We start from the raw sequence: 25,169 nt of genomic DNA on the forward strand, positions 1-25,169 counted from the left end.
ATCAGCCGCCGTCGACGGGCCGCAGCCGGGCGAGCACGTCGCGGCGGCCCCGGGCGGTCAGCCCGATCCCGGTGGCGGCGTCGATGCCGATCACGCCGGTGAGCAGGCCCAGGACGGCGCGGGGCGGCCCGTCCAGGACGAGATCGGGATCGGCGGCGCGTCCGGCGCGGGCCCGGACCTCTCCTCCGCCGATCTCGATGACGGCCTCTTCGCCGGACGCGATGAGCTGGACGACCGCCGGAGGAGCATCGGGGTCGGCGTCGGTGGCGAACCAGGCGGGAGCGTAGGCGAGCCAGCGCGCCTGGAACGCGTCGTCCGGGCGTTCGGCGTCCATGAGCCGCAGCCCCCACAGCCCGAGCGCCTTCAGCACCGGCTCCAGCGCCAGACCGTCGTCGGTCAGGGCGTAGAGGACGGTCGCGACGGGCGGAGGGGCGTCCTCGCGGCTGATCAGCCCGGCCTCCTCGAGCTCCTTCAGGCGGGTCGACAGGAGGTTGGTCGCGACGCCGGGCAGCCCGTTCTTCAGATCCGTGAACCGGCACGGACCCCGCAGGAGCAGCTCTCGGACGATCAGCAGCGTCCAGCGGTCGCCCACGACGTCGAGGGCCCGGGCGATCGAGCAGTACTGGCCATAGCTTCGCACCCGCCGAGCGTAACGCAGTGCGATTTACTATAGAAACCATCAAGTTGAAAAACTAAACTGCCGGAATGACCTACGACGAGACCGGCGTCGACCGGACGATCCACCGCCTCCTGCGCGAGCATCCCGGCGACCTGGGCGACCTCGACCAGTTCCACATCGGCGGCGCCGACGCGGTCGACCTGCTCATCGGCGGCCTCGCGCTCACCGAGGGCGACACCGTCCTGGACGTCGGCTCGGGATTCGGCGGCCCGGCCCGCCAGATCGCCCGCCGCACCGGCAACCACGTCACCGGCCTCGACATCACCCCGGCCTACGTCACCGCCGCCCGTAACCTGACCGCCGGATCCGGACTGGACGACCTCGTCCGATTCCAGGTCGGCGACATCGCCGACTTCGCCCCTGACCCGCCCTTCCAAGCGGCGATCACCATGCACGTCCAGATGAACATCGACGACAAGACGGCCTGGTTCTCCCACATCGCCCGCTGCCTCGCCCCCGGCGCACGCCTGGCCGTCTGGGAGGCCTGCGGCTCGCGGGACCTGTCCTGGCCGATGCCCTGGTCGCTCGACGGCACCGACAGCTTCGTCGTCACCGCCGACGCACTGCACGACTCGATCGAGCAGGCCGGCTTCACCACCACCGAATGGACCGACGAAACACCCTGGGTCCAAGCCTGGATCGCCAAGACCTTCGCCGACGGCCCGCCCGCCGGCCCGGCGCTGCCGATGCTCCTGCACGACGGCTACACCCGCGTCATCAACTACGCCACCGCGCTCACCGACGGCACCCTAGAAATCTGGCGAGGCACCTTCACGCGGAACGGCTCGTCAACGGGACGTGCGTAGGGAGGCGTCCAGGGCGCTCATGAGCTGCGCAACGCGGCCCTTGACCTGCGGCGCGGCCGGATACCGGCTCAGGACATCGACCAGAACCGGCGTGGCACGCCGCCGACTCTCCTCGATGCTCTGGTCTCCGGCTTCGTGATCGTCGCCCGCTAGCAACTCGGCCACACGCGCCGCGGCCGCGGCCGCGCGCAGGATGTGACCCACCTGCGTGGCCTTCGCGATCGGATGCAGGTACGCGGCGGCCGCGGCATCACCGGCCGCACGCGCAGCCAACCGCGCGGCCTCGGTGCCCGCCTCCTTCGCGGCCCGGTGCGCGTCCAGCGAGGTGACCCGCTGCAACCTGCTCCGCCTCGCACCGTTCACGAACTCCCAAGCGGCCTCAACAGCCGCACGCGGCCGCGGATCAGCGGGAACGGCCTCCTCGAACACCGGAAGGACTTCCTGAGCGCTCTCCACCGCATACCGCGCCACGACCCGCAACTCGTCCACGGTCAACTCGAAGTCCCCGGCCGCCATGATCCCAACCCTCCCACTCAGATCCGACGAGCCCGGAAAGTTCCGAAGGAAATCCGGGAGGCGTGTCGGATCGGGGCGGGGGTGTTCGTAGCAAGGGTGAGGCCGCAAGACGCGGCGCGACGAACGTCCCGCAAGGAGACACCATGGCTGCCACCTACACCTTCGACATCTTCTCCACCCTCGACGGCTTCGCCAACCACAACGGCGACTGGGGCGGCTACTGGGGCAAGCAGGGCCCCGAATTCCTCGCGCACCGCGCCGCCGCCTACCGCGACCCGCTGCGCATGGTGCTGGGGGCCAAGACCTACTCGTCCAACGCGCCGTTCCTCGCCGCAGGCTTTGACCGGAGCCTGTTCGACGAGTGGATCACGCGCATGTTCGACTCCCCGGTCACCGTGCTCTCCAGCCGGCTCACCGAGCCGCTCGACTGGCCGGACACCACCATCGAGTCCGGCGACCCCGTCGAAGTGGTCACCCGCCTCAAGGCCGAATCCGACGTGCCGCTGCGCTCCCACGGCAGCCTGACGCTCAACCGGACGCTGCTGAACGCCGGCCTGATCGACACCATCGAGGTGACGGTCTTCCCCGTCATCTCCGGCAAGACCGGCGTGGACCGAATCTTCGACGGCGCCGACGACTTCGACCTCGAACTGCTCAACGCCCAGACCTTCGACGACCACACCCAGGTACTGACCTATCGCCCGACCCGCCACCCCTGACCCGACCAAGCCGTCGGGTGTGCTGCACCAGGGCGTGGGCCGACAGCGCCTACCGCACCAAGGCGATCGACCCTGCGGCCACCCTGGGCATCGGCCTGGAGCCCGTCCGCCGCGACCCCGCCATCAAAGGATTCGTGCCGCTACCGCGGCGCTGGATGGTGGAACGCACGTTCGGCTGGCTGATGTTGGCGACCGGTCCCACCGACGCGAACCGCTCCTGCCACTTCATTGTCTAGCGCGGATGGGGGCTTGCGGCAAGAGCCGGGTCGGCGTGCAGAATCGCTGCTCGCGCACCGAGAGCCGGGGCGCGGGAGGGGGATTGGCATGCGGGTTCTACTGTCGACGGTCGGCTCGCGCGGGGAGGCCCAGCCGGTGATCGCGCTGGCGGTGCGACTGCGCGGGCTGGGGCACGATGCGGTGGTGTGCGCGCCGCCGGACTTTCGGGCCTTGGCGGAGTCGCTCGGGGTGGCCTACGTGCCGGTGGGGCCGGAGTTGAGGGGGACGGCCAAGGCCGACGCAGGGACGGTGCCGACACCGCAGGAACGCCGGCGGATGATCGAGGGGACGGTCGCGGACCAGTTCAGGGCCGTCCGGGCGGCGGCGGACGGGTGCGACGCCGTGGTCGGCGGGGGAGCGCTGGCGATCGCGGCCCGTTCGGTCGCCGAGGCGCTGGGCGTGCCGTACGTGTACGCGGCGTTCGCGCCGATCACGCTGCCGTCCCCGCATCACGCGCCGCCGGTGTTCGGCATGCTCGGGCAGAGCCGCGCCGACGGGCCGGTCGACGCCGCAAGGCTCTGGGCCGAGGACCGGCAGCGCTGGAACGCCCTGTGGCGGGTCCCGCTGAACGACCAGCGCGAACGGCTCGGCCTCAAGCCCGTCACCGACGTGCGCTCCCATTTGTTCACCGACCGTCCGTGGCTCGCGGCCGACGCGGTTCTCGCGCCCTGGCCCGGGCCGCCCGGCCCGGACGTCCTGCAGACCGGCGCCTGGCTGCTCGACGACATCCGCCCGCTGGACCCCGAACTGGAGGCGTTCCTCGCCGCGGGCGAGCCGCCGGTCTACTTCGGGCTCGGCAGCATGCGCGCCCCGGAGGGCATCGCCGCGACGATGCTCGACGCGGCCCGCGCCCTTGGCCGGCGCGTCGTGATCTCGCGCGGCTGGGCGGACCTGGCCGTCTTCGCCGACGCGTCCGACTGCCTGTCGATCGGCGAGGTCAACCAGCAGGCGCTCTTCCCCCGGGTGGCGGCCGTCGTCCATCACGGCGGCGCCGGGACGACCACCGTCGCCGCCAGGGCCGGGACGCCGCAGCTGCTCCTGCCTCAGATGTTCGACCAGCACTATCACGCGGAGCGAGTTCGTCACCTTGGGCTGGGTGCCTCCCTCCCGCCCGCCGACAGCCTGCGCGACGCTCTCGGCCGAGCGCTGGACGCCGCGCCGACCGCGCGTGCCCTCGCGCCGACGATCAGCCCCGACGGTACCCTGACCGCTGCCGACCACCTGCTCACCCTCGCCGGTACGGCCGGGCCTACGTCATAGGTGATCCGTCTAAAGCTCCTGGAGCGGACGGCTCGGATGAAGGCGCTCCACTCCGGTGCCGTGAAGTCGAGGATCGGGCCTGCGCCGTGTTGCCGGCTGCCGCGGACGCCGGTCCTTCCGGGCTTCGCCATTCCCGGTGGGAAAGCGGCGGGATCATCGGGCATTGCGGCGAGCCGGTGTGCCTCCGGTCGGATTCGAACCGACACTGCGACTCTTTTAAGGAGTTTGCCTCTACCGTTGGGCTACGGAGGCGGGCGGTGGTGTCACCGGCCGGAATACAGGCCGGCCGGGCGGGTGCGGGCCGCCCCGCTCACCGGAGCCCCGGCCGCGCACCGGGTGCCGCATCGCGCCACCGGCCCCCGCAGCCCCTCCGCGGATATGTCGAGTGACCATTCCCGGCCTTATTGGCCGGGCGGCCCGGCACGCGGCCATCCGAACATGGCTGCGTCTTGTGACCGGGCAATGGCCGACCGTGGTCATGGTCCCGTATTCTTCGGATTCCCCGTCCGAGCATGGAAACCATAGTGCCGCAGCGCGCCCCCGATTTCCGCATATTTCCCTTGCGGGACAAAGGGCGGCGAGGCCGGTTCGGGCCACGGGGTCAGGCGCTCACCTTGTCGAGGAAGGCGTCGAGGTTGACCCGGGTGCGGGCGATCTTCTCCGCGACGGTGAGGGACTCCTCGAGGTCCCCGCCCACCGCCGCCTGCTTCTTGCCGCGCAGGTAGAGCGGGCAGGCGAGGTCGGCGCAGAAGTACTGGCCGACGGTGTTGCCCTGGCGCCCGGCCTCGCCCGTCCGCCGCGCGGTCATCAGGGCGACGCCGCCGCTGGAGTGCGTCGTCAGGCACAGCGAGCACATGCTGCGGGAGGTGAAGCCGCGGAACGTGCCGGACGACCCGCGCAGCGCGATCCCGACGAGGCGGCCGTCGCGCTCGGCGACCAGGTACGCCCGCTCGGGCGCCCCCGGATCCCGCCAGCCGAGGAAGTCGAGATCGTCCCAGGGCTGGTCCGCGAGGTCGCGGGGCAGGCCGAGCCGCTTGGCCTCGCCCTTGGAGCAGTTGACGAAGGACGTGCGGATGTCGCGTTCGGTCAGGGGTTCCATGCCCGCCACGCTAGGTTCCCTAGAGCTATTAGGCAAATAGTTAATCTTCCTAGGGAGTGCTATCACCGGCAGGGCGGGGATCAGGAGGGCGGGCGGCCGGTGAGGCGGGTGGTGAGGGTGCCGGCCGTCCGCCGGATGGGGGCGGCGAGCGCGGGCCAGGTCTCGGGCGGGTGGCGGTCGCGGCGGAAGGTGATGGTGACGGCGGCGGTCGGGTGGCCGGTGTGGTCGAAGGCGCACGCGGCGATGCTGGCGAAGTCCTCGGTGATGTAGCCGTCCTCGGACGACCAGCCGCGCCGGGCGTCCTCGGCGAGGACGCTGCGCAGGTCGGGGAGCGAGGCGGGGCCGTGCCCGGTCCGGTTCACGAAGCGGCCGGGGAACAGGGCCCTCACCTGGGCCGCAGGCAGGTGCGCCAGCAGGGACAGGCCGCTGGCGGTCAGGTGCGCGGGCATCCGGACGCCGACGTCGGTGACCAGGGTGGCGTGCCGGGGCGGCTGCTCCTTGAGCAGGTAGAGGGTCTCCGCGCCGTGCAGGACGCCGAGCTGGGCGATCTCGCCGACGCGGTCGACGAGGCGGCGCAGCAGGGGCCGGGCGAGGCGTTCGAGGGGCTCGTGGCGCAGGTAGGCCGAGCCGATCTCGAAGGCGGCGACGCCGAGGCCCCAGCGGCGCTCCTCGGGGATGGAGGTGACGAATCCGTCCTCGGCCATCGCCGTGAGCAGGTGGTAGGTGCTGGAGCGGGGCAGGTCGAGGGCGCGGGCGATCGCCGAGGCGGGCAGCGGGCCGGGCGCGGCGGCCAGCAGGCGCAGCACCGCCAGGGCGCGGCGGGCGGCGGGGACCTGGCTCATCCTCGCATTGTCTCGTATCTGAGACGGATCCGGCCGCCCGGCCCTGCCCGCGGCGTCCGCGGGCGGGTGGAATCGTGGGTATGGGTTTCGTCATGGGAGACACGAGCGTTCGGGTCGGTCCGGATCCGCTGTCGTTCGATCAGGTCGTGGCGGTGGCGCGGGACGGCGCGGCGGTCTCGCTGACGGACGAGGCGCTGAAGCTGATCGGCGGGTCGCGGGCGCACATCGAGGAGCTGTCGTCGCGCCCGCTGCCCGTCTACGGGGTCTCGACGGGGTTCGGCGCCCTCGCGACCCGGCACATCCCGCCGGAGATGCGGGCGCGGCTCCAGCTCAACATCGTCCGGTCGCACGCCGCCGGGTCCGGCGCGGAGGTCGAGCGGGAGGTCGTCCGGGCGCTGATGCTGCTGCGCCTGCACACCCTCGCCACCGGGCGGACGGGCGTGCAGCCGGTCACCGCGCGCACGCTCGCCGGCCTGCTCAACGCCGGGATCACCCCGCAGGTGTTCGAGCACGGCAGCCTCGGCTGCTCCGGCGACCTCGCGCCGCTCGCGCACGTCGCGCTCGCGCTGATCGGCGAGGGCCAGGTGCGGGACGCGGCCGGTGAGCTGCGCCCGGCGGCCGAGGTGCTCGCCGAGCACGGCATCGCCCCGGTCGAGCTCGGCGCCAAGGAGGGGCTCGCCCTCCTGAACGGCACCGACGGCATGCTCGGCATGCTCGTCCTGGCCATCCGGGACCTGCACAGGCTGCTGACCGCCGCCGACGTGGCCGCCGCCATGAGCGTCGAGGCGCTGCTCGGCACCGACCGGGTGTTCGCCGCCGACCTTCAGGACCTGCGGCCGCATCCGGGCCAGGCCGCCTCGGCGGCCAACCTGCGGGCGCTGCTCGCCGACTCCGAGATCATGGAGTCGCACCGCGGGCCCGACTGCACCCGCGTCCAGGACGCCTACTCGCTGCGCTGCTCCCCGCAGGTCAACGGCGCCGCCCGCGACACCCTCGCCCACGCCGAGCTGGTCGCGGGCCGGGAGCTGGCGTCCGCCGTCGACAACCCGGTGGTGCTGCCGGACGGCCGCGTCGAGTCCAACGGCAACTTCCACGGCGCGCCCATCGCCTACGTGCTGGACTTCCTCGCCATCCCCACCGCCGACGTCGCGTCGATGTCGGAGCGGCGCACCGACCGGATGCTCGACAAGGGCCGCTCGTCCGGGCTGCCCGCGTTCCTCGCCGACGACCCCGGCGTCGACTCCGGGCACATGATCGCCCAGTACACGCAGGCCGCGATCGTCTCCGAGCTGAAGCGGCTCGCCGCCCCCGCGTCCGCCGACTCCATCCCGAGCTCGGCGATGCAGGAGGACCACGTGTCGATGGGCTGGAACTCCGCCCGCAAGCTGCGCCGCGCCGTCGACGGCCTGACGCAGGTGATCGCGATCGAGATCCTCACCGCCGCGCGGGCGCTCGACCTGCGCAGCCCGCTGCGTCCGGGGCCCGCGACCGCCGCCGTCGTCGCGAAGCTGCGGGAGGCCGTCCCGCCGCCCGGCCCGGACCGCTACCTCGCGCCCGAGATCGCCGCCGCGACCGCCATGGTCCGGGACGGTTCGCTCGTCGCCGCCGCCGAATCCGTCACCGGCCCCCTCTCCTAAGGAGCCCGCACATGTCCGGTCCCCGTCCCGTCCGCGCGCCGCGCGGCACGAAGCTCACCGCCGCCAAGGGCTGGCCGCAGGAGGCCGCCCTCCGGATGATCCAGAACAACCTCGACCCGGAGGTGGCCGAGCACCCCGACGACCTCGTCGTCTACGGCGGGTCGGGACGGGCCGCCCGCAGCTGGGACGCCTTCGACGGCATCGTCCGCTCGCTGTCGGACCTGGAGGGCGACGAGACGCTGCTCGTCCAGTCGGGCAAGCCGGTCGGGATCTTCCGGACGCACGAGTGGGCGCCGCGCGTGCTGATCGCCAACTCCAACCTGGTGCCGCAGTGGGCGACCTGGGAGGAGTTCCGCCGGCTGGAATCGCTCGGCCTGACGATGTTCGGCCAGATGACCGCCGGGTCGTGGATCTACATCGGCACCCAGGGCATCCTGCAGGGCACCTACGAGACGTTCGCGGCCGTCGCCGAGAAGCGGTTCGACGGGTCGCTCGCCGGGACGATCACGCTGACCGCCGGGCTCGGCGGGATGGGCGGCGCGCAGCCGCTCGCCGTCACGATGAACGGCGGCGTCGCGATCTGCATCGAGTGCGACCCGTCCCGCATCGAGCGGCGCGTCGAGCACCGGTACTGCGACGTGAAGGCCGACTCCCTGGACGACGCGCTCCGCCTCGCCGAGGAGGCCAGGGCCGCGCGGCGGCCGCTGTCGATCGCGGTGCTGGGGAACGCCGCCGACCTCGTCCCCGAGCTGCTGCGACGCGGCGCGCCGATCGACATCGTCACCGACCAGACCAGCGCGCACGACCCGCTGATGTACCTGCCGAGCGGCGTCGCGTTCGACGACATGGCCGCCGAGCGCGACAAGGACCGCGACGGCTTCATCGCCAAGGCCCGCACCTCGATGGCCAAGCACGTCGAGGCGATGGTCGGGTTCCAGGACGCGGGCGCCGAGGTCTTCGACTACGGCAACTCGATCCGCGGCGAGGCGCAGCTCGCCGGGTACGAGCGGGCGTTCGAGTTCCCCGGGTTCGTCCCGGCCTACATCCGGCCGCTGTTCTGCGAGGGCAAGGGCCCGTTCCGGTGGGCGGCGCTGTCCGGCGACCCCAAGGACATCGCGCGCACCGACCAGGCGATCCTCGACCTGTTCCCCGACAACGAGCCGCTGACCCGGTGGATCCGGATGGCGCAGGAGAAGGTGCACTTCCAGGGCCTGCCGTCGCGGATCTGCTGGCTCGGCTACGGCGAGCGCGACAAGGCCGGCGAGGTCTTCAACGACCTCGTCGCGCGCGGTGAGATCAGCGCGCCGATCGTGCTGGGCCGCGATCACCTCGACTGCGGTTCCGTCGCCAGCCCGTACCGGGAGACCGAGGGCATGAAGGACGGCTCCGACGCCATCGCCGACTGGCCGCTGCTGAACGCCATGCTCAACACCTCGTCCGGCGCGACCTGGGTGTCCGTCCACCACGGCGGCGGCGTCGGCATCGGCCGCTCGATCCACGCCGGGCAGGTGTGCGTCGCCGACGGGACGGCCCTCGCGGGCGAGAAGCTCCAGCGCGTCCTGACCAACGACCCCGGCACCGGCGTGATGCGCCACGTCGACGCCGGATACGACCGCGCCGCCGAGGTCGCCGCCGAGCGCGGCGTCCGCATCCCGATGCAGGGCTGATGAGCTTCGAGGAGATGTGGGCGGAGCTGCTGCCCGCCGGGCGCGATGCGGATACCGGTGGGTATCACCGGTTCGCGTGGACGCCGCCGGAGCTGGAGTGCCGCGCCTGGTTCGCCGACGAGGCGCGACGGCGCGGCATGCCGCTGGAGCACGACCGCAACGGCAACATGATCGCCTGGTGGTATCCCGGCGACGGCACGCGAGACCAAGCGGTGCTGACGGGCAGCCACCTCGACTCGGTGCCCGGCGGCGGCGCGTTCGACGGGCCGCTCGGGATCGTGTCGGCGTTCGCCGCCGTCGATCAGCTGCGGGAGCGCGGTGCCGTCCTGCGGCGGCCCATCGGGATCGCGGCGTTCGCCGAGGAGGAGGGCGCCCGGTTCGGAGTGGCGTGCCTGGGGTCGCGGCTGCTCGCCGGTGCGATCGACCCGGCGCGGGCGCGGGGGCTCACCGACGGTGACGGGCGGACGTTCGCCGAGGTTCTGCACGGTGCTGGGCTCGATCCGGAGGCGATCGGGCCGGACGAGGATCTGCTCGGACGCGTCGGCTGCTACATCGAGCTGCACGTCGAGCAGGGGCGGGCGCTCCGCGAGCCGGTCGGTGTCGCCAGTTCGATCGTGCCGCATGGGCGGTGGCGATTCGGGTTCGCGGGCGAGGGCAACCACGCCGGGACGACCGCGCTCGCCGACCGCCGCGACCCGATGATCCCGTTCGCCGGGATGGTCCTCGCCGCCCGCGACGCCGCCGGACGCAACGGGACGGTGGCGACGGTCGGGAAGGTCCGGGTCGTCCCGGGCGGGGTGAACGCGATCGCCTCGTCCGTCACCGCCTGGCTCGACGCGCGCGGGCCCGCCGACGACGCCGTCCGCACGACCGTGGACGAGGTCGGCGCGGCGGCGCGCGAGGCCGCCCGCCTCCACGGGGTGACGGTCGAACACGCCGAGGAGTCCTACACCGAGATCGTCGACTTCAACCGCGCCCTGCGCGACCGGGTCGTCACGACGCTCGGCGGCGCGCCCGTCCTGCCGACCGGCGCGGGGCACGACGCGGGCGTCCTGTCGGCCCGGGTGCCGGCCGCGATGCTGTTCGTCCGCAACCCGACCGGGGTGTCGCACGCGCCCGCCGAGCACGCCGAGACCGCCGACTGCCTGGCCGGGGTGGACGCCCTCGCGGCGGTACTGGACGACCTGGCCCGCGGGTAGGGATCCCGACATGCAATGGCATGCCCAGTTCGCCTGGCTCGGAGACGGGGTGGCGGCCGACGTCCTCATCGAGGCCGACGGCGAACGGATCACGAGCCTGACGCGCGGCGTCCCGGCCCCGCCGGACGCCCGGCACCTGCCCGGCCTGACCCTGCCGGGCCTCGCGAACGCGCACTCGCACGCGTTCCACCGCGCCCTCCGCTCCCGCGTCCAGGAGAACCGGGGCACCTTCTGGACGTGGCGCGAGCAGATGTACCAGGTCGCCGACCGTCTCGACCCCGACTCCTACCGGGCCCTGGCCAGGGCCGTGTTCGCCGAGATGGCGCTCGCCGGGATCAGCTGCGTCGGCGAGTTCCACTACCTGCACCACCGACCCGGCGGCGAACCCTACGACGACCCGAACGCGATGGGCGAGGCGCTGATCGCGGCCGCCGCCGACGCCGGCATCCGGATCACGCTGCTGGACGCCTGCTACCTCACCGGCGGCATCGGGCAGCCGCTCAAGGGCCCGCAACTGCGGTTCGGCGACGGCACCGCCGGCAACTGGGCGCGGCGCGTCGACAGCCTCCACGAGCAGACCGACAAGGCGGGCCGGCTGCACGCCCGCGTCGGCGCCGCGATCCACTCGGTCCGCGCCGTGCCCCGCGAGCAGGTGCGGGCCGTCGCGTCCTGGGCCAAGGAGCACCGCGCGCCGCTGCACGTCCACCTGTCCGAGCAGCCCGCCGAGAACACCGCGTGCCTCGACGCCTACGGCATGACGCCCGCGCGGCTGCTCGCCGAGGCCGGCGCGCTCGGCCCGCTTACCACCGCCGTCCACGCCACCCACCTCACCGGCGACGACATCGGGCTCCTCGGCGCCACCACGACCGGCGTGTGCATGTGCCCGACCACCGAACGCGACCTCGCCGACGGCATCGGCCCCGCCCGCGCCCTCTGCGGCGCCGGCGCCCCGATCTGCCTCGGCTCCGACCAGCACGCGGTCGTCGACCTGTTCGAGGAGGCCCGCGCCGTCGAGCTGGACGAGCGGCTGCGCACCCGCGTCCGCGGCCACTGGACCGCCGGCGAGCTGCTCGCCGCCGCCACCTCCGCCGGGCACTACGCGCTCGGCTGGCCGGAGGCGGGGCGCCTGGAACCCGGCGCGTACTGCGACCTCGTCACGGTCGCGCTCGACTCGGTCCGCACCGCCGGCGCCGGGCCCGCGCACGCCGCCGAGGCCGCCGTCTTCGCCGCCACCGCCGCCGACGTCCGGCACGTCGTCGTGTCCGGCCGGCAGATCGTGCACGACGGCCGCCACCTGCTGGTCGGCGACGTGCCCGCCGCGCTGGCCGCCGCCATCGAGTCCGCCACCCGCGAGGAGACCGGTTGAGCACCGTCATCACGAACATCGGGGAACTGGTCACCAACGACCCCGCCCGGGGCGGCGGGCCGCTCGGCATCGTCCGGGACGCGGCGCTGGTGATCGAGGACGGCGCCGTCGCGTGGACGGGGCCCGCCGCCGAGGCCCCCGCCGCCGACGAGGCGTTCGACGCCGCCGGACGGGCCGTCCTCCCCGGCTTCGTGGACTCCCACGCCCACCTCGTCTTCGCCGGTGAACGCGCCGAGGAGTTCGCCGCCCGGATGAGCGGGCGCCCGTACGCCGCCGGCGGCATCCGCACCACCGTGGAACGCACCCGCGCCGCGTCCGACGACGAGCTGCGCGCCAACCTCCGCCGCCTGGTGGACGAGATGGCGCGGCAGGGCACGACCACCGTCGAGTGCAAGTCCGGCTACGGCCTCACGGTCGACCAGGAGGAACGCGCCGTCCGCATCGCCGCCGAGATCGCGGACGAGGTGACGTACCTGGGCGCCCATGTCGTCCCGTCCGAATACGGCGACGACACCGCCGCCTACACTCGCCTGGCCGCGACCGACATGCTCGCCGCCTGCGCGCCCCACGCCCGCTGGATCGACGTGTTCTGCGAGCGGGGCGCGTTCGACGCCGACCAGGCCCGCGAGGTGCTGCAGGCGGGGATCAAGTCCGGGCTGACGCCCCGCCTGCACGCCAACCAGCTCACCGAAGGCCCCGGCGTCCGGCTCGCCGTGGAACTGGACGCCGCGTCCGCCGACCACTGCACGTTCCTCAGCGACGAGGACGTGGACGCGCTCGCCTCGTCCCGCACCGTCGCGACGCTGCTGCCCGGCGTGGAGTTCTCCACCCGCCAGCCCTACCCGGACGCCCGCCGCCTCCTGGACGCCGGCGCCGCCGTCGCCCTCGCCACCGACTGCAACCCCGGCTCCTGCTACAGCTCCAGCATGGCGTTCTGCATCGCCGTGGCCGTCCGCGACATGCGCATGACCCCGGCCGAAGCCGTCTGGGCCGCGACCGCCGGCGGCGCCCGCGCCCTGCGCCGCACCGACGTCGGACGCCTCGCCGCCGGCGCCCGCGCGGACGTCCACGTGCTGGACGCCCCGTCCCACGTCCACCTCGCCTACCGTCCCGGCGTTCCGCAGACATTCGCCGTATGGAAACACGGCCACCGGGTAGGTGCTCCCGAGTAACCGACCCCGGGAGGCAACGGAATGGCCGAGTTCCTGACGGACATCAAGACCCTGCGCGAGCGCGCCCGCCAGGAGATCGACAAGGGCCCGATCACCGAGGCGTACGGCGCCGACGTCACGCGGGTGATCCAGGTGTGCAACGAGGCGCTCGCCACCGAGATCGTCTGCACGCTGCGCTACAAGCGGCACTACTACACCGCGACCGGCATCCACGCCGAGGCCGTCGCCGGCGAGTTCCTCCAGCACGCCGCCGAGGAGCAGCAGCACGCCGACATGCTCGCCGAGCGGATCGTCCAGCTCGGCGGCGAGCCCGACTTCGCCCCCGACACCCTCACCACCCGCTCGCACGCCGAGTACGACGACAGCCGCGACCTCGTCGCGATGATCAAGGAGGATCTGGTCGCCGAGCGCATCGCGGTCGCGTCCTACACCGAGATCATCCAGTGGCTCGGCGACGGCGACCCCACCACCAAGCGCGTCTTCGAGCAGATCCTCGCGCAGGAGGAGGAACACGCCGACGACCTGCGCGGCATGCTCGAACGCCTGCCGCAGGCCGAGAAGCGCTAGCCGGGCAGGTAGCGGCGGTTGACCCTGACCAGGGGCGTGCGGTCGCTCGCGACGTAGTCCGTGGACAGGACTTCGGCGACGAAGAGGGTGTGGTCACCGGCCTCGACGCGCTGGCGGGTCTCGCATTCGAGGGCGGTGACGCCCGATTCGGGGATCAGCGCGCCGGAGACCTCGCCGCGGTGGTGGGGCTCGCTCGCCAGCAGGATGCGGGCGCCCGGGCGGCCCTCGGCGGCGAACCGGCCGGCGAGGGCCCGCTGGCCCGCGGCGAGGACCGTCGCGGCCCACCGGTCGGCGCGCGACAGCACCTCCGCCAGGTAGGACGACGACGCCACCCCGGCCAGCACCATCGGCGGCTCCAGCGACACCGACATGAACGAGGTCACCGTCGTGCCGAGGTCGTCGCGGCCGTCCCGGACGGTCAGCACGACGACCCCGGTGGCGAACCCCGCGACCGCCTCAACGAAATCTGTGCTCAGCGGATCTCCCAGGTGCCGGGGAGGGTGAGCGGGCCGGCGGAAGGGAGGCCGAGGCGGGCGGCGAGCCCGCCGAGCGAGCCCCAGCCGTCGAAGCGCGCGGACGCGGCGGTCCGGTCCTCGCTGGACTCCGGCGGCCGCAGCCGCTCCAGCGGCGACGCGTGCGGGTAGGAGCGGACCGGCGCGTCGGAGGCCAGCCCGGCCTTCTTGCGGGCCAGGTCGAGCGCCGTGTCGATGCCGCCCAGCTCGTCGACGAGGCCGTTGTCCCTCGCGTCGGCGCCCGTCCAGACCCGGCCCCGGGCCAGCTCGTGGACGCGCTCGCGGGACAGGTCGCGGCCCTCGGCGACCTTCGCGGTGAAGTCGTCGTAGATCTTGTCGAGGGAGGCGTTGATCCGCTCCCACTCGGAGTCGCTGAAGTCCTTGGTGGCGCTGAACATGCGGGCGTGCTCGCCGTCGGCGACCGAGCCGAGGCCGATGCCGATCCGGTCCAGCAGGTCGTTCACCACGGCCTTGCCGACGACGACGCCGATCGAACCGGTGATGGTGCCGGGCTGCGCGACGATCGTGTCCGCGCCCATCGCCACGTAGTAGCCGCCGGACGCGGCGACGTTCCCCATCGACACGACCACCGGCTTGCCGGCGCGGCGGGCCAGCACCACCTCGCGCCAGATCGCGTCGGACGCCACGGCGGACCCGCCCGGGCTGTTGACGCGGAACACGATCGCCTTGACCCGGTCGTCCTTCACGGCGGCGCGGAACGCGGCGCCGACGGTGTCGGAGCCCATCGCCGGGCCCGAGTTCGGCAGCGGGCCGCCGCGGCCGCTGCGGCCGAGCCGGATCGGGCCCTGCCCGTTGATCAGCGCGACCACGTCCTGGCGGCCGGGCTGCGGGATGCGGCGGGTGAGGCCGTGCGTGCGGTTGTAGCGGGAGACGTAGCGCAGCTGCGCCTGCTCGCCGAACTCCTTGCGCAGGAAGGCGTACACCTCGTCGCGGTAGCCGAGGTGGTCGACCAGGCCCTCCTCCAGGGCCTCGCCGGCGAGCAGCGGGCCGCGGTTCGTGAGGTCGCGGACCTTGTCCTCGGGCAGGTCGCGGGCGGCGGCGATGCCCGCGGTGATCTGCTCGCCGAGGGAGGTGACGAGCCGCTGCGACGACTCCTCGTGCTCGGGGGTGTACGTCTTCTCCATGAACGTGTTCGCCATGGTCTTGTACTCGTAGCGCTTGGCGAACCGGGGCTGCACGCCCGCCTTCTCCAGCGCGCCCGCGAAGAACGGCTCCTCCAGCGCGACGCCGGTCAGCCCGACCTCGCCGGTCGGCTGCAGGTACACCTTGTCGAAGCCGGTGGCCAGGTAGAACGGGACGGTGCCGTGCCCGCCCTCGCCGAACGTCTCCGCCCAGGCGACGGTGAGCTTGCCGGCGTCCCGCAGCGCCTGGACGGCCTCGCGCAGCTCCTGCGCGAGCGCCAGCCCGACGCCGCCGGTGACCTTCACCACCAGTGCCTTCACCCGGTGGTCGGAGCGGGCGCGGCGCAGGCCGTCCAGGACGTCGCGCAGGCTCGTCCGGCGCATCGACAGGATCGCCGAGACGGGGTCCGCGGGCGCGGTCTCCACGATGCCCTCGGTGAGGTCCAGCTCCAGGATCAGCGGTGCCGTCCGCCGGTCCCGGGCCTGCTTGATGACGTTGACGACGGTTCCGGGATCCACCATGGCCCCCAGCCTATGCGTTCGTTCGCGGGGCCCTCGTACGCCCCGGGGCCGGTGTGCTCTCCACCGCGAGGACGAGGCTAGCGGCGCGCGAAGGCCCTGTTCGGCAGGACGCTGGCGGACGCCTGCGCGACGGGGCGGCCCTGCGCGTCGCTGATGACCGCGTTGGCGACCATCCGGGTGCTGCCGGGGTGCACGCACGTCCCGGCGACGGTGTAGGTCTCGCCGGCGCGGACGCCGCGCAGGTAGTCGACGTTCAGGTTGAGCGTGAGCATCGGCATGAAGTGCTCGCAGGTGCTGCTGCCCGCGAGGCAGACCGCGTTGTCGAGGATCATGGCGTTGTATCCGCCGTGGACGGTGCCGCCGGGGTTGCACAGCTTCTCGGTGGGCGTCCAGGCGATGTCGACGCGTCCGGGTTCGGCGGACGTGATGACCTGCCCGATGTGGTCGTTGATGTCGGAGATCTGCGGGAAGTGTCCGTCGGCCATCGCCTGGATCAGCTCGGCGCCCGTCAGCGTGTCCCACATCCGGGCCGTGTCCCGGGCCGCCGCCGGCTCCGCGTCGACGCTCAACTCGTCCTCCCTGATCATGGGCATCCAGACACCGAATGGTATTCGGCGCGGCGGCGCCCCGGCACTGTGCCCTTCGTCACCGGGCGCCTCAGCCCGTCTTGTGCAGCGTTCCCGACGTCGTCCCGATGCCCGTCGAGGTGTACTCGAGCCCGCCGGACACCTGCTTCAGCGACACCGGCCCGCCCGTGCAGAACCCCTCGCTCCCGGTGCTGCGGATCGCCGTCTCGTCGAAATCGACCTTCGAGCCGGACACGTCGGAGACCGTCAGCCGGGTCTGGCAGCCCCACCGGTCGTAGTCGGCCGTGCCGCCGTCGCTCCCGCCGGTCAGGTGCACCGTCACCTTCGTGCTGACGTCGCCGATGGTGATGCCGCCCGTCTGCGTCAGCGTGCCCTCCCACGTCCCGCCGAACGCCGCCGGCAGCGACCCGCCGCTGCTGGCCGGCGACGTCCCGGACGGCGACGAGGTCGCCGGCTGCGGGGACGTCGCGGAGGAGGTGCCGTGGCCGCCGGGGGACGACCCGTTGTCCGATGACGGCGAATCACCGTCCCGGTTCAGCAGGACGAAGGCGGTCACGCACGTCACGACGAGGATGGCGGCGACGGCCGCCTCGATGAAGCGGACGCGCCTGCGGTGCTCCTGCGGGCCGGGCCGCGGCGGATCGGGCAGCGGCGGATGCGGCTGCGTGGGGTCGCGCGGCGGGAGCGGGTTCGTGGACGGCCCGGACGCACCGCCGCCCGGGTGCGGGCCCGGCGGAGGCGGCACCGGGACGGGCGGCCCCGGGAACGCCTGCGGCTGGGTGACGTCCCGCCGCGACAGCGGCGCCGGAGGCGACGACGGATCGATGAGCCGCATCGCGAGATCGCGGGCGGTCGGGCGGAGGTCCGGGTCCTTGGCGAGGCACGCGGCGAGCACCGGGCGCAGCGCATCGGGCACCCCGCCGAGGTCGGGTTCGGCGGTGGCGATCCGGTGCATCGCGGCCTGCGGCGTCGCCGCGCGGCCGAACGGCGGATGCCCGGTCGCCGCGAACACCATGGTGCCCGCCCAGGCGAACACGTCCGACTTCACCGTCGGCGGATGGTCGCGCAGCCATTCGGGCGCGAAGTAGGCGGGGGTGCCGACCATCTGCGTGCGGGTCTCGGCGTCGATCGCGCGGGCGATCCCGAAGTCGACGACGCGCGGGCCGTCCGGGCCGAGCAGCACGTTCGCGGGCTTGAGGTCGCGGTGCACGATCCCGGCGGCGTGGATGGCGGCCAGCGCGGTCGCGGTGTTCACCGCCAGTCGCTGGAGGTCGCCGCCGCGCAGCGGGCCGCCGTCGGCGACGCGCTGCTGCAGCGACGGCCCGTCGACGAACTCGCTGACGACGTAGGGGAGCGGGCCCTCGGCGGAGGAGTCGAGCACGGCGGCGGTGGCGAACGCCGCGACCTGCCGTGCCGCGGCCATCTCCCGGGCGAACCGGGCGCGGGCCCGCTCGTCGGCGTTCTTCAGGACCTTCACCGCGACGCGCTCGCCGGACGGTGCCTCGCCGAGATAGACGACGCCCTGGCCGCCCTCGCCGAGCCGTCCGGTCAGCCGGTAGCGGCCGATCTCGCGGGGATCGTCGGGAGCGAGGGGCAGAGCGGGCATCTTCGGGTTCCTCCGGGCATGGTGCACCAGCGTCGGCCCCCCGAACGACGACACCACCGTACTTCGGTCACCGAGCGGATATCGTCGGCTCATGGGCGATGGGGACGGCTGGGCCGAGTGCGACCAGGGCCACACGCACTGGGGGCGGTTCGGCGCGGCGGGCCTGCTGGCCTACCACCGCGACGCGGACGGCCAGATGTGGGTCCTGCTCCAGCAGCGCGCCTGGTGGGGTCTCGGCGGCGGCACGTGGGGGATGTTCGGCGGCGCGACGCACAGCCATGAGGACGGCGTGACGGGCGCGCTGCGGGAGACCGCCGAGGAGTGCACGCTCGACACCGGGCTCGTGCGCGTGCGCGGTACCCGGGTCGAGGACCACGGCGGCTGGGCGTTCACCTCCGTGATCGGGGCCCTGGACGAGAAGGTCGCGGTGAAGCCCGCGTCGCGGGAGACGCGCCGCGCCGAGTGGGTCCGCCTGGAGGAGGTGGACGACCGCAAGCTGTTCGCGCCGTTCGAACGGTCGTGGCCGCTGCTGCGGGAGACGATGAAGGGCCTGGTCCTGGTCGTGGACGGCGCGAACGTCGTCGGGTCCCGGCCGGACGGCTGGTGGAAGGACCGGGCGGGCGCGAACGCCCGGCTCCGCGACTCGCTGAAGGCCCTCGACGAGGGCGTGCGCGGCCTGCCGCCCGGCCTCGTCGCGTTCGACCGCTGCTTCCCGGAGGTCGTGCTGGTCGTCGAGGGCGCGGCGCGGCGGGTCGCGGACGAGCCCGTGGACGGCATGGACGGCCTGCGGGTGGTCGCGGCGCCCGGCAGCGGCGACGATCACATCGTGGAGATCGTCCGGCGGCCCGAGCCCGACACCGAGTACCTGGTCGTGACCGCCGACCGGGAGCTGCGCGCCCGCTGCGAGGAGGCCGGCGCGCACGTCACCGGCCCCCGCTGGCTCACCGACCGGCTCGCGAGTCGCTGACCCGGTGGCCGGCGTCGCGCAGCGCCTGCGTCGCGTCCTTCAGCCGGTGGTCGGGGACCAGGACCAGGTCGGCGTGGTAGGTGGACGCGACGAACACCGGCACCCCGGCGCCGGCGAGCGGGCCGACGACCGCCGCGAGCATGCCGGGCAGGTCGAGGCCGTGGCCCGCGTCGCCGTAGAAGCCGACCCAGCGCTCCGCCTCGGCGAACGGCGACGCCTCCCGCACGACGGTGAGGCCCTCGGGGGCGCGGACCAGGGCGATCCACTCGTCGTCCTCGGGGAACGTCGCGTTCGGCAGGTGCTCCACCATGAACTCGGACGGGACGATGTGCAGGTGCTGCGCGGCGCTCATGGCGCCACCCTATTCAGGGCGGCGCCGATGGAGCGTCACTCGGGGACGAGCCAGACGGCCCCGAGCGGCGGCACGCGCAGCGTCGCCGAGGCGGGCAGCCCGTGCCACGGTTCGGCGGTCGCCTCGACGCTTCCCAGGTTCCCCACACCGCTGCCGCCGTACTCGTAGGCGTCGGTGTTGACGACCTCGCGCCAGCGGCCCTCCCGGGGCAGCCCGATCCGGTAGTTCTCGTGCGGGTTGCCGGCGAAGTTGACGACGCACGCCATCACGGGCTGTTCGTCACCGTCCTTGGACTTCCCGTAGCGCAGATAGGACAGCGTGTTGCCGACCGCGTCGTTGCCGTCGATCCAGCGGAATCCGTCGTGGTCGCTGTCGCGCGACCACAGCGCGGGCTCGGCGCGGTAGGCGTGGTTGATGTCGCGGACGAGTTTCTGCAGCCCGACGTGCAGGGCGCCCTCGGCGGCGTTCTCCAGCAGCCACCAGTCGAGCGGGCGCTGCTCCGCCCATTCGGCGCCCTGGCCGAACTCCTGGCCCATGAACAGCAGCTGCTTGCCCGGATGCGACCACATGTAGGCGAGCAGGGTGCGCAGCCCGGCGAACTGCTGCCAGGTGTCGCCCGGCATCTTGCTCAGCAGCGAGCCCTTGCCGTGGACGACCTCGTCATGCGACAGCGGCAGGACGTAGTTCTCCGAGAACGCGTACACCAGCGAGAACGTGATCTCGTTGTGGTGGTAGTTGCGGAACACCGGCTCGTGGCGGAGGTACTCGAGCGTGTCGTGCATCCAGCCCATGTTCCATTTGAAGCCGAAGCCGAGGCCGCCGAGATGGGTCGGGCGGGACACGCCCGGCCAGGCCGTCGACTCCTCGGCGACGGTGAGGACGCCGGGGTTGCGCTTGTAGACCGTCGCGTTCATCTCCTGGAGGAACGAGATGGCCTCCAGGTTCTCGCGCCCGCCGTAGATGTTGGGCGTCCACTCGCCCTCGTTGCGCGAGTAGTCCAGGTAGAGCATCGACGCCACCGCGTCCACGCGCAGGCCGTCGACGTGGAACTCCTCCAGCCAGAACGAGGCGTTGGCCACCAGGAAGTTGCGGACCTCGGCGCGCCCGAAGTTGAACACCAGCGTGCCCCAGTCGGGATGCTCGCCCCGCTTGGGATCCTCGTGCTCGTACAGCGCGGTGCCGTCGAAGCGCGCCAGCGCCCACTCGTCCTTGGGGAAGTGCGCCGGCACCCAGTCGATGATGACGCCGATACCGGCCTGGTGCAGCTTGTCGACGAGGTAACGGAAGTCGTCCGGGGTACCGAAGCGGGACGTCGGCGCGTAGTAGGACGTCACCTGGTAGCCCCAGGACGGGCCGTAGGGATGTTCCGCCACCGGCAGGAACTCCACATGGGTGAACCCCATGTCCTTGATGTACGCGGTCAGTTCCTCGGCGAGTTCCCTATAGCCGAGCCCGGGGCGCCACGAGCCGAGGTGCACCTCGTACACGCTCATGGGCTCGTGCAGCCACTCGTGCTCCTTGCGGCCGTCCATCCATTCGGTGTCGTCCCACTCGTAGGACGAGGTGTAGATGCGCGACGCCGTCGCCGGGGGAAGCTCGGTGTACTGCGCCATCGGGTCGGCCTTGGCGCGCCACTGGCCGTCCGCGCCGAGGATCTCGAACTTGTAGCGCATGCCGTCGCCGACGCCGGGGAGGAACACCTCCCACACGCCCGTGGCCCCGAGCGACCGCATCGGATGCGCGCGGCCGTCCCAGTGGTTGAAGTCGCCCACCACGCGTACGCCGCGCGCCGTCGGCGCCCACACGGCGAAACCCGTCCCGGACACCGGGCCGAACGCCGACGCGTAGGTCCGCACGCGCGCCCCCAGGGCGCGCCACAGCTCCTCGTGCCGGCCCTCGCTGATCAGGTGCAGGTCGAGCTCGCCGAGCGTCGGCAGATGCCGGTACGGGTCGTCCTGCACGGTCTCGACGCCGTCCGCGTAGGTCACGGCCAGCCGGTAGTCGGGGACGGCGAGGGGCGCCTTCCCCTTGTCACCGCCGGACAGCGACGCCGACTTCGGCAGCGTCCCGGCGAACACGCCCTGGTGGAAGTGGCGCAGGGGGTGCCGGTCCCCGTTCGGGAGCACGACCTCGACCTTCTCCGCGAGCGGCCGCAGCGCCCGGACGGTCACCCCGTCGCGGCCCGGATGCGCCCCGAGGACGCCGTGCGGATCGTGGTGATCGCCTCCGACGAGCCGGTCGATCTCCGCGCGCGTCACCCGTGCCATGTCGTCATGGCCTCCTCGTCTGGGGTCTCGGGGGCCGGGGGCGGCCTCCGGAATCAACACTGATGCCGTTTCCCAGTAGGAGTGCCCGGAGATCGGCCGGACTCACATGGTCGGCGGAGGCGGATTTGCGACCGCACGGGCGGCACGACTCTTCGTCGGGGGTCGCGCCGAATGTGCCGCCCATGCGGTCACGTCTACCTCGCCCCAGGGGTGACGGTGACCCCGCCGCCCTGGGATCCATTCCTGTGTCACCTCAGCGACACAGGTACCTTCCGTACCGGAACGTCCCGGCCCGGTCCGCCCCCGCCCGCGGACCGGGCCGCGCCGCTCCCCGCGGCGCCTCATCGCGGCGGCCTCACGCGTCCCCGCTCGGCTGCTCCCGGAGGAGCTCGCGCAGCCCCGCGGGATCGTCCGCGGCCACCGTCATCGCGCATCCCGCCTGCAGCTGGGCGTCGGTCAGATCGCCGCTCCGGGTGGCGTACCAGCGGCCCGCGTCGCTGCGCCAGACCTGCCAGCCCGGAAACTCGCCCTCGATGGCCGTCTTCAGATCCTCGAAGTCGCCCATCAAGGTCGTCCTTTCCCTGAGGCGCTCTTCTGTATACAAAAGTCTTACTCGGTCTGAGAGGTGTCAAGCTGTCCGTAAGCGGACCGTGCCCCCGCGGATAGCAGCCGGCTAGGTATGAGTGACGGAGAGGAGGGGGCGAAATCGAACACCGCGTCGAATGACCGGGGGCGCGCCTGAACGAAGGGGAGGTGACGCCGGTGCCGGACCGTCCCGCCTACCTGCGCATCGCCGACACGCTGCGAGAGGGGATCCGGGACGGCGGCCTTCCGCCGGGAACCCGGCTGCCGACCATGGCGGAGCTGTGCGCCGAGCACGGCGTCTCGGAGATCGTCGTGCGCCAGGCCGTCGCGCTGCTGCGCACCGAGGGGCTCGTCGAGACGCGCCGCGGCGGCGGCACCGTGGTCCGGGTCGTGCCGCCGGCCCGCCGGGTCGCGATGGAGCGCTACCGCGCGGTGACCAGGCCGCTCGCGGTGCCGGAGACCACCTTCACCCGCGACCAGAAGATCGGCTGGCAGGACTACCGGCTCGACAGGGAGTTCACGCGGGTGCGCGCCGACGACGACCTCGGCGCGCTGTTCGAGCTGCCGACCGGCACCGAGCTGCTGCGCCGCCGGTTCGTGTTCTACGCCCGCGGCGAGCCGCAGCAGATCTCCGTCAACTACCTGCCCTGGGCGCTGGTCGGCGGCACCCCGGTCGCCGACCCCGAGCGCGAGCCGTGGCCCGGCGGCACGGTCGCGCAGCTGGCCTATCTCGGCCACCCGCCGACCCGCGTCGAGGAGTCGGTCCGCTCCCGCATGCCGACCCCGGAGGAGGCCGAGGCGCTGCGGATGGGCGGCGGCGTGCCCGTCATCGCCATCACCCGCCGGATGCTGTCGCGCGCCTCGGTCATGGAGGTCTGCCGCGACATCGTGCTGCCCGCCGACCGCGTCGTCCTGGACTACGCCATCGACCTGTGACGCCCCCGGCGCCGCCCGCCCGCCAGGCGCGGCGGCGCCGGCGGGCTCAGCCGGCGAGGTGCTCCAGCGAACGCAGCGGCACCGGTAGCCACGACGGCCGGTTGCGCGCCTCGTAGCGGATCTCGTAGACCGCCTTGTCGAACTCGAACGCCCGCACCAGCGCCGCGTGCGCGGCCGGATCGGGGCCGCCCGCCGCCGCGTACCCGGCGCAGAACGCGGCCCGGTTGCGCTCCGCCCACGCGCGGGCGCGCAGCTCCAGCACCTCCGCCGCCTCGGGCGCGAGGCCGGCGTCCGCGATGAGCAGGAACCGCGCCGCGTACTCGAACGAGCGCAGCATCCCGGCGACGTCGCGCAGCGGATGCGCGGGCGCGCGCCGCTCGGCGGCCGGGCGGGCCGGCTCGCCCTCGAAGTCCAGCAGCACCCAACCGGTGTCGGTGCGCAGCACCTGGCCGAGGTGGTAGTCGCCGTGCACCCGCTGGAACGGCAGCTCCCCGGCCGACGCGGCCACCTCGTCGAACACCGCACGGATCGCGGGCGCGTGCGGGCGCAGCTCCGGGACGGCGGCGGCGACCGCGTCGAGCTGGTCGTGCATCCCGGCGACCAGCTCGCGCAGCCGCTCGGGCGGCGCGGTCGTCACCCCGAACGCGCGGCCGAGGTCGCGGTGCACCTGCGCGGTCGCGGCGCCGAGCCGCTCGGCCTCGGCGGCGAAGTCGCCGCCCGCCTCGCCCGCGTCGTCCGCCGTGAACGCCACCGGCGGGCCGGGCGGGACGGGCTGGGCGAACCAGTCGCGCACGCTGGTGAGCGCCAGCTGCCAGCCGTCGGTGGCGCTGCGCAGGAACTCCGACAGCAGCGCCAGCGTGATGGGCTCGCCGTCCCCGCCGTCCCCGCCGGGCGCCAGCTCGATCCAGCCGTGCACGGCCGGGACGTGCTCGCAGCCGGCGCGGGTCAGCGCGAGGTTGACCTCCAGGTCGGGGTTCACGCCGGGGGAGAGCCGGCGGAACAGCTTGCACATGTACGCGTCGCCGAAGACCAGCGAGGTGTTGCTCTGCTCGGCGGTGGACGGCGTGCCGTCCAGGTCGGTGCGGACGCCGGTGCCGGGCGCGCGGTGGAACCGCAGCGGCCCGATGACCGACTCGCCCGCCATGTGGGCGAGCAGCGGGCGGGTCAGCTCGGGGTCGTGGGCGGCGTCGTAGGCGTGCCCGGTGATCCCTGTCGTTCCGGACAGCAGGCCGATCTCGTGCGACCGCAGCCGCTCGGGCAGCTCGCGGCGGACGCCGAGGAGCAGCTGGTAGTGCTCGGTGACGCCGTGCTGGCGGACGTCGAGGACCAGGTGGTGCAGGCCCGGGTCGCCGGTCTGCAGCTCGGTGGCGGTGCCGATGGACAGCTCCTCGATCGGGCTGTCCTTGCCGCCGAACCAGCGCTGCCGGGGCAGCCAGCCGGCGAGCAGCCGGACCAGGGACGGGTCGCCGGCCCGTCCCGGACCGCCGGCCACGGCTACATCACCCCTTCGCGGTCCGGGTCATCGGGCGGCGGCGGAAGCAGGAACCAGTAGAAGCCGTGGCCGGGGAGGGTGAGCAGGTAGGGCAGTTCGCCGATGGCGGGGAACTGCACGCCGCCCATGCACTCGATCGGCGTCGAGCCGCGGAACCGCCGCAGGTCCAGCTCCACGGGCTGCGGGAACCGCGACAGGTTGTTCACGCACAGCACCGTGTCCGCGCCGCCCCACTGGTTGGCGTCCGCGCCGTTGATCTCGCGGGTGAAGGCCAGGACGGAGGGGTTGGAGGCGGAGAGTTCGACGTAGGAGCCGACGCCGAAGACGGGGTGGCGTTGCCGGATCTCGATCATTTTGCGGGTCCAGTGCAGGAGGGATCCGGGGTTGTTGACCTGG

The 25,169-nt window shown here is 73.2% G+C and carries 25 protein-coding genes, 1 tRNA gene and 1 pseudogene; 12 read left to right on the forward strand and 15 right to left on the reverse strand.

The genetic code is table 11. The annotated features are described in order from the left end of the window. Window position 1: 1 nt before the first annotated feature. Window positions 2–640, reverse strand: a complete 639-nt coding sequence (locus tag QP089_RS44420; protein WP_285920613.1) for a winged helix-turn-helix transcriptional regulator — start codon at window positions 638–640, stop codon at window positions 2–4. Between the two features lie 65 nt (window positions 641–705). On the opposite strand from QP089_RS44420, the gene QP089_RS44425 reads away from it, so the two are divergent. Beyond that, entirely contained in the window at window positions 706–1,485 is a 780-nt protein-coding gene (locus QP089_RS44425; protein WP_285920614.1) for an SAM-dependent methyltransferase, read from the forward strand. Here QP089_RS44425 and QP089_RS44430 read toward each other — a convergent pair. Further along, complete coding sequence (locus QP089_RS44430; protein WP_285920615.1) at window positions 1,468–2,001, reverse strand: putative immunity protein; 534 nt, start codon at window positions 1,999–2,001, stop codon at window positions 1,468–1,470. The two genes, QP089_RS44425 and QP089_RS44430, sit on opposite strands and share 18 nt — an antisense overlap. A 143-nt stretch (window positions 2,002–2,144) precedes the next feature. Between QP089_RS44430 and QP089_RS44435 the strand changes: the two genes are divergently transcribed. The 3 genes from QP089_RS44435 to QP089_RS44445 all read left to right on the forward strand — a co-directional run bounded on the left by QP089_RS44435 (window position 2,145) and on the right by QP089_RS44445 (window position 4,256). Then, window positions 2,145–2,720 (forward strand): dihydrofolate reductase family protein, encoded by a 576-nt coding sequence (locus tag QP089_RS44435; RefSeq protein ID WP_285920616.1) that lies wholly within the window; start codon window positions 2,145–2,147, stop codon window positions 2,718–2,720. A 17-nt stretch (window positions 2,721–2,737) separates the two neighbouring features. Continuing rightward, window positions 2,738–2,956 (forward strand): hypothetical protein, encoded by a 219-nt coding sequence (locus QP089_RS49095; RefSeq protein ID WP_446474142.1) that lies wholly within the window; start codon window positions 2,738–2,740, stop codon window positions 2,954–2,956. An 88-nt stretch (window positions 2,957–3,044) separates the two neighbouring features. Further along, window positions 3,045–4,256 (forward strand): glycosyltransferase, encoded by a 1,212-nt coding sequence (locus QP089_RS44445; protein ID WP_285920617.1) that lies wholly within the window; start codon window positions 3,045–3,047, stop codon window positions 4,254–4,256. A 35-nt stretch (window positions 4,257–4,291) separates the two neighbouring features. Here QP089_RS44445 and QP089_RS48980 read toward each other — a convergent pair. The 4 genes and pseudogenes from QP089_RS48980 to QP089_RS44460 form a co-directional block, all read right to left on the reverse strand. After that, window positions 4,292–4,420: pseudogene (locus QP089_RS48980) on the reverse strand (DUF397 domain-containing protein); the annotation flags it as partial. Between the two features lie 15 nt (window positions 4,421–4,435). Next, window positions 4,436–4,508: transfer RNA gene (locus QP089_RS44450), tRNA-Leu, on the reverse strand. A gap of 349 nt (window positions 4,509–4,857) precedes the next feature. Continuing rightward, window positions 4,858–5,355, reverse strand: coding sequence for an FBP domain-containing protein (locus QP089_RS44455; protein ID WP_285920618.1), 498 nt, complete (start codon window positions 5,353–5,355; stop codon window positions 4,858–4,860). Window positions 5,356–5,435: 80 nt separating this feature from the next. Further along, window positions 5,436–6,197: an IclR family transcriptional regulator gene (locus QP089_RS44460; protein WP_285920619.1), complete on the reverse strand. Its 762-nt coding sequence runs from the start codon at window positions 6,195–6,197 to the stop codon at window positions 5,436–5,438. A gap of 92 nt (window positions 6,198–6,289) precedes the next feature. Between QP089_RS44460 and hutH the strand changes: the two genes are divergently transcribed. Genes hutH through QP089_RS44490 form a run of 6 tightly spaced genes read left to right on the forward strand, consistent with a single transcriptional unit; the run spans window position 6,290 to window position 13,805 of the window. Next, window positions 6,290–7,834 carry a histidine ammonia-lyase gene (gene hutH / locus QP089_RS44465; RefSeq protein WP_285920620.1) on the forward strand — a complete coding sequence of 515 codons (1,545 nt, stop codon included), beginning with the start codon at window positions 6,290–6,292 and terminating at the stop codon, window positions 7,832–7,834. 11 nt (window positions 7,835–7,845) lie between these two features. Beyond that, entirely contained in the window at window positions 7,846–9,501 is a 1,656-nt protein-coding gene (hutU, locus tag QP089_RS44470; RefSeq protein ID WP_285920621.1) for a urocanate hydratase, read from the forward strand. Further along, entirely contained in the window at window positions 9,501–10,700 is a 1,200-nt protein-coding gene (locus QP089_RS44475) for an allantoate amidohydrolase (protein WP_285920622.1), read from the forward strand. The genes hutU and QP089_RS44475 overlap by 1 nt, the downstream gene beginning before the upstream one ends. A gap of 10 nt (window positions 10,701–10,710) precedes the next feature. Next, window positions 10,711–12,066: a formimidoylglutamate deiminase gene (locus QP089_RS44480; RefSeq protein ID WP_285920623.1), complete on the forward strand. Its 1,356-nt coding sequence runs from the start codon at window positions 10,711–10,713 to the stop codon at window positions 12,064–12,066. Further along, window positions 12,063–13,238 (forward strand): imidazolonepropionase, encoded by a 1,176-nt coding sequence (hutI, locus tag QP089_RS44485; protein ID WP_285920624.1) that lies wholly within the window; start codon window positions 12,063–12,065, stop codon window positions 13,236–13,238. Before QP089_RS44480 ends, hutI begins: the two co-directional genes overlap by 4 nt. A 21-nt stretch (window positions 13,239–13,259) precedes the next feature. Beyond that, entirely contained in the window at window positions 13,260–13,805 is a 546-nt protein-coding gene (locus QP089_RS44490) for a ferritin-like domain-containing protein (protein WP_285920625.1), read from the forward strand. Here QP089_RS44490 and QP089_RS44495 read toward each other — a convergent pair. The 4 genes from QP089_RS44495 to QP089_RS44510 all read right to left on the reverse strand — a co-directional run bounded on the left by QP089_RS44495 (window position 13,802) and on the right by QP089_RS44510 (window position 18,174). Next, a complete protein-coding gene (locus QP089_RS44495; RefSeq protein ID WP_285920638.1) occupies window positions 13,802–14,293 on the reverse strand; it encodes a flavin reductase family protein in 492 nt (163 codons plus the stop codon). The two genes, QP089_RS44490 and QP089_RS44495, sit on opposite strands and share 4 nt — an antisense overlap. Continuing rightward, window positions 14,278–15,981 carry a signal peptide peptidase SppA gene (gene sppA / locus QP089_RS44500; protein WP_285920626.1) on the reverse strand — a complete coding sequence of 568 codons (1,704 nt, stop codon included), beginning with the start codon at window positions 15,979–15,981 and terminating at the stop codon, window positions 14,278–14,280. Before sppA ends, QP089_RS44495 begins: the two co-directional genes overlap by 16 nt. A gap of 77 nt (window positions 15,982–16,058) precedes the next feature. Further along, on the reverse strand, window positions 16,059–16,574 hold the full coding sequence (locus QP089_RS44505; RefSeq protein ID WP_285920627.1) for a PaaI family thioesterase: 516 nt from the start codon (window positions 16,572–16,574) through the stop codon (window positions 16,059–16,061). Window positions 16,575–16,638: 64 nt separating this feature from the next. Continuing rightward, entirely contained in the window at window positions 16,639–18,174 is a 1,536-nt protein-coding gene (locus QP089_RS44510) for a serine/threonine-protein kinase (RefSeq protein WP_285920628.1), read from the reverse strand. A 91-nt stretch (window positions 18,175–18,265) separates the two neighbouring features. Between QP089_RS44510 and QP089_RS44515 the strand changes: the two genes are divergently transcribed. After that, window positions 18,266–19,141, forward strand: coding sequence for an NUDIX domain-containing protein (locus QP089_RS44515; protein WP_285920629.1), 876 nt, complete (start codon window positions 18,266–18,268; stop codon window positions 19,139–19,141). Here the strand turns inward: QP089_RS44515 and QP089_RS44520 are convergent. From QP089_RS44520 to QP089_RS44530, 3 genes are all read right to left on the reverse strand, one after another. Then, window positions 19,116–19,493 carry an ACT domain-containing protein gene (locus QP089_RS44520; RefSeq protein ID WP_285920630.1) on the reverse strand — a complete coding sequence of 126 codons (378 nt, stop codon included), beginning with the start codon at window positions 19,491–19,493 and terminating at the stop codon, window positions 19,116–19,118. The two genes, QP089_RS44515 and QP089_RS44520, sit on opposite strands and share 26 nt — an antisense overlap. Before the next feature lie 35 nt (window positions 19,494–19,528). Continuing rightward, the gene (glgB, locus tag QP089_RS44525) at window positions 19,529–21,760 is read right to left on the reverse strand and encodes a 1,4-alpha-glucan branching protein GlgB (RefSeq protein ID WP_285920631.1); all 2,232 of its coding nucleotides are present in this window, start codon (window positions 21,758–21,760) and stop codon (window positions 19,529–19,531) included. A gap of 355 nt (window positions 21,761–22,115) precedes the next feature. Continuing rightward, a complete protein-coding gene (locus QP089_RS44530; RefSeq protein WP_285920633.1) occupies window positions 22,116–22,325 on the reverse strand; it encodes a hypothetical protein in 210 nt (69 codons plus the stop codon). Window positions 22,326–22,522: 197 nt separating this feature from the next. Here QP089_RS44530 and QP089_RS44535 point away from each other — a divergent pair, with 197 nt between their 5' ends. Beyond that, window positions 22,523–23,281, forward strand: coding sequence for a GntR family transcriptional regulator (locus QP089_RS44535; RefSeq protein WP_285920634.1), 759 nt, complete (start codon window positions 22,523–22,525; stop codon window positions 23,279–23,281). 46 nt (window positions 23,282–23,327) lie between these two features. Here the strand turns inward: QP089_RS44535 and QP089_RS44540 are convergent, their stop codons facing one another. Then, a complete protein-coding gene (locus QP089_RS44540; RefSeq protein ID WP_285920635.1) occupies window positions 23,328–24,773 on the reverse strand; it encodes a maltokinase N-terminal cap-like domain-containing protein in 1,446 nt (481 codons plus the stop codon). 2 nt (window positions 24,774–24,775) lie between these two features. Beyond that, the coding region (locus tag QP089_RS44545) for an alpha-glucosidase C-terminal domain-containing protein (RefSeq protein ID WP_285920636.1) at window positions 24,776–25,169 on the reverse strand (394 nt) is incomplete at its 5' end.

Origin of the sequence: Actinomadura opuntiae (assembly GCF_030283205.1) — a bacterium.
Lineage (GTDB): Bacteria > Actinomycetota > Actinomycetes > Streptosporangiales > Streptosporangiaceae > Spirillospora.

Excerpts from the sequence above, each read along its gene's own strand:
- QP089_RS44425 (WP_285920614.1), top strand. The coding sequence starts at position 706 with ATGACCTACGACGAGACCGGCGTCGACCGGACGATCCACCGCCTCCTG.
- QP089_RS44430 (WP_285920615.1), bottom strand. The coding sequence starts at position 2,001 with ATGGCGGCCGGGGACTTCGAGTTGACCGTGGACGAGTTGCGGGTCGTG.
- QP089_RS44435 (WP_285920616.1), top strand. The coding sequence starts at position 2,145 with ATGGCTGCCACCTACACCTTCGACATCTTCTCCACCCTCGACGGCTTC.
- QP089_RS44445 (WP_285920617.1), top strand. The coding sequence starts at position 3,045 with ATGCGGGTTCTACTGTCGACGGTCGGCTCGCGCGGGGAGGCCCAGCCG.
- QP089_RS44455 (WP_285920618.1), bottom strand. The coding sequence starts at position 5,355 with ATGGAACCCCTGACCGAACGCGACATCCGCACGTCCTTCGTCAACTGC.
- QP089_RS44460 (WP_285920619.1), bottom strand. The coding sequence starts at position 6,197 with ATGAGCCAGGTCCCCGCCGCCCGCCGCGCCCTGGCGGTGCTGCGCCTG.
- hutH (WP_285920620.1), top strand. The coding sequence starts at position 6,290 with ATGGGAGACACGAGCGTTCGGGTCGGTCCGGATCCGCTGTCGTTCGAT.
- hutU (WP_285920621.1), top strand. The coding sequence starts at position 7,846 with ATGTCCGGTCCCCGTCCCGTCCGCGCGCCGCGCGGCACGAAGCTCACC.
- QP089_RS44475 (WP_285920622.1), top strand. The coding sequence starts at position 9,501 with ATGAGCTTCGAGGAGATGTGGGCGGAGCTGCTGCCCGCCGGGCGCGAT.
- QP089_RS44480 (WP_285920623.1), top strand. The coding sequence starts at position 10,711 with ATGCAATGGCATGCCCAGTTCGCCTGGCTCGGAGACGGGGTGGCGGCC.
- QP089_RS44490 (WP_285920625.1), top strand. The coding sequence starts at position 13,260 with ATGGCCGAGTTCCTGACGGACATCAAGACCCTGCGCGAGCGCGCCCGC.
- sppA (WP_285920626.1), bottom strand. The coding sequence starts at position 15,981 with ATGGTGGATCCCGGAACCGTCGTCAACGTCATCAAGCAGGCCCGGGAC.
- QP089_RS44505 (WP_285920627.1), bottom strand. The coding sequence starts at position 16,574 with ATGCCCATGATCAGGGAGGACGAGTTGAGCGTCGACGCGGAGCCGGCG.
- QP089_RS44510 (WP_285920628.1), bottom strand. The coding sequence starts at position 18,174 with ATGCCCGCTCTGCCCCTCGCTCCCGACGATCCCCGCGAGATCGGCCGC.
- QP089_RS44515 (WP_285920629.1), top strand. The coding sequence starts at position 18,266 with ATGGGCGATGGGGACGGCTGGGCCGAGTGCGACCAGGGCCACACGCAC.
- QP089_RS44520 (WP_285920630.1), bottom strand. The coding sequence starts at position 19,493 with ATGAGCGCCGCGCAGCACCTGCACATCGTCCCGTCCGAGTTCATGGTG.
- glgB (WP_285920631.1), bottom strand. The coding sequence starts at position 21,760 with ATGGCACGGGTGACGCGCGCGGAGATCGACCGGCTCGTCGGAGGCGAT.
- QP089_RS44530 (WP_285920633.1), bottom strand. The coding sequence starts at position 22,325 with ATGGGCGACTTCGAGGATCTGAAGACGGCCATCGAGGGCGAGTTTCCG.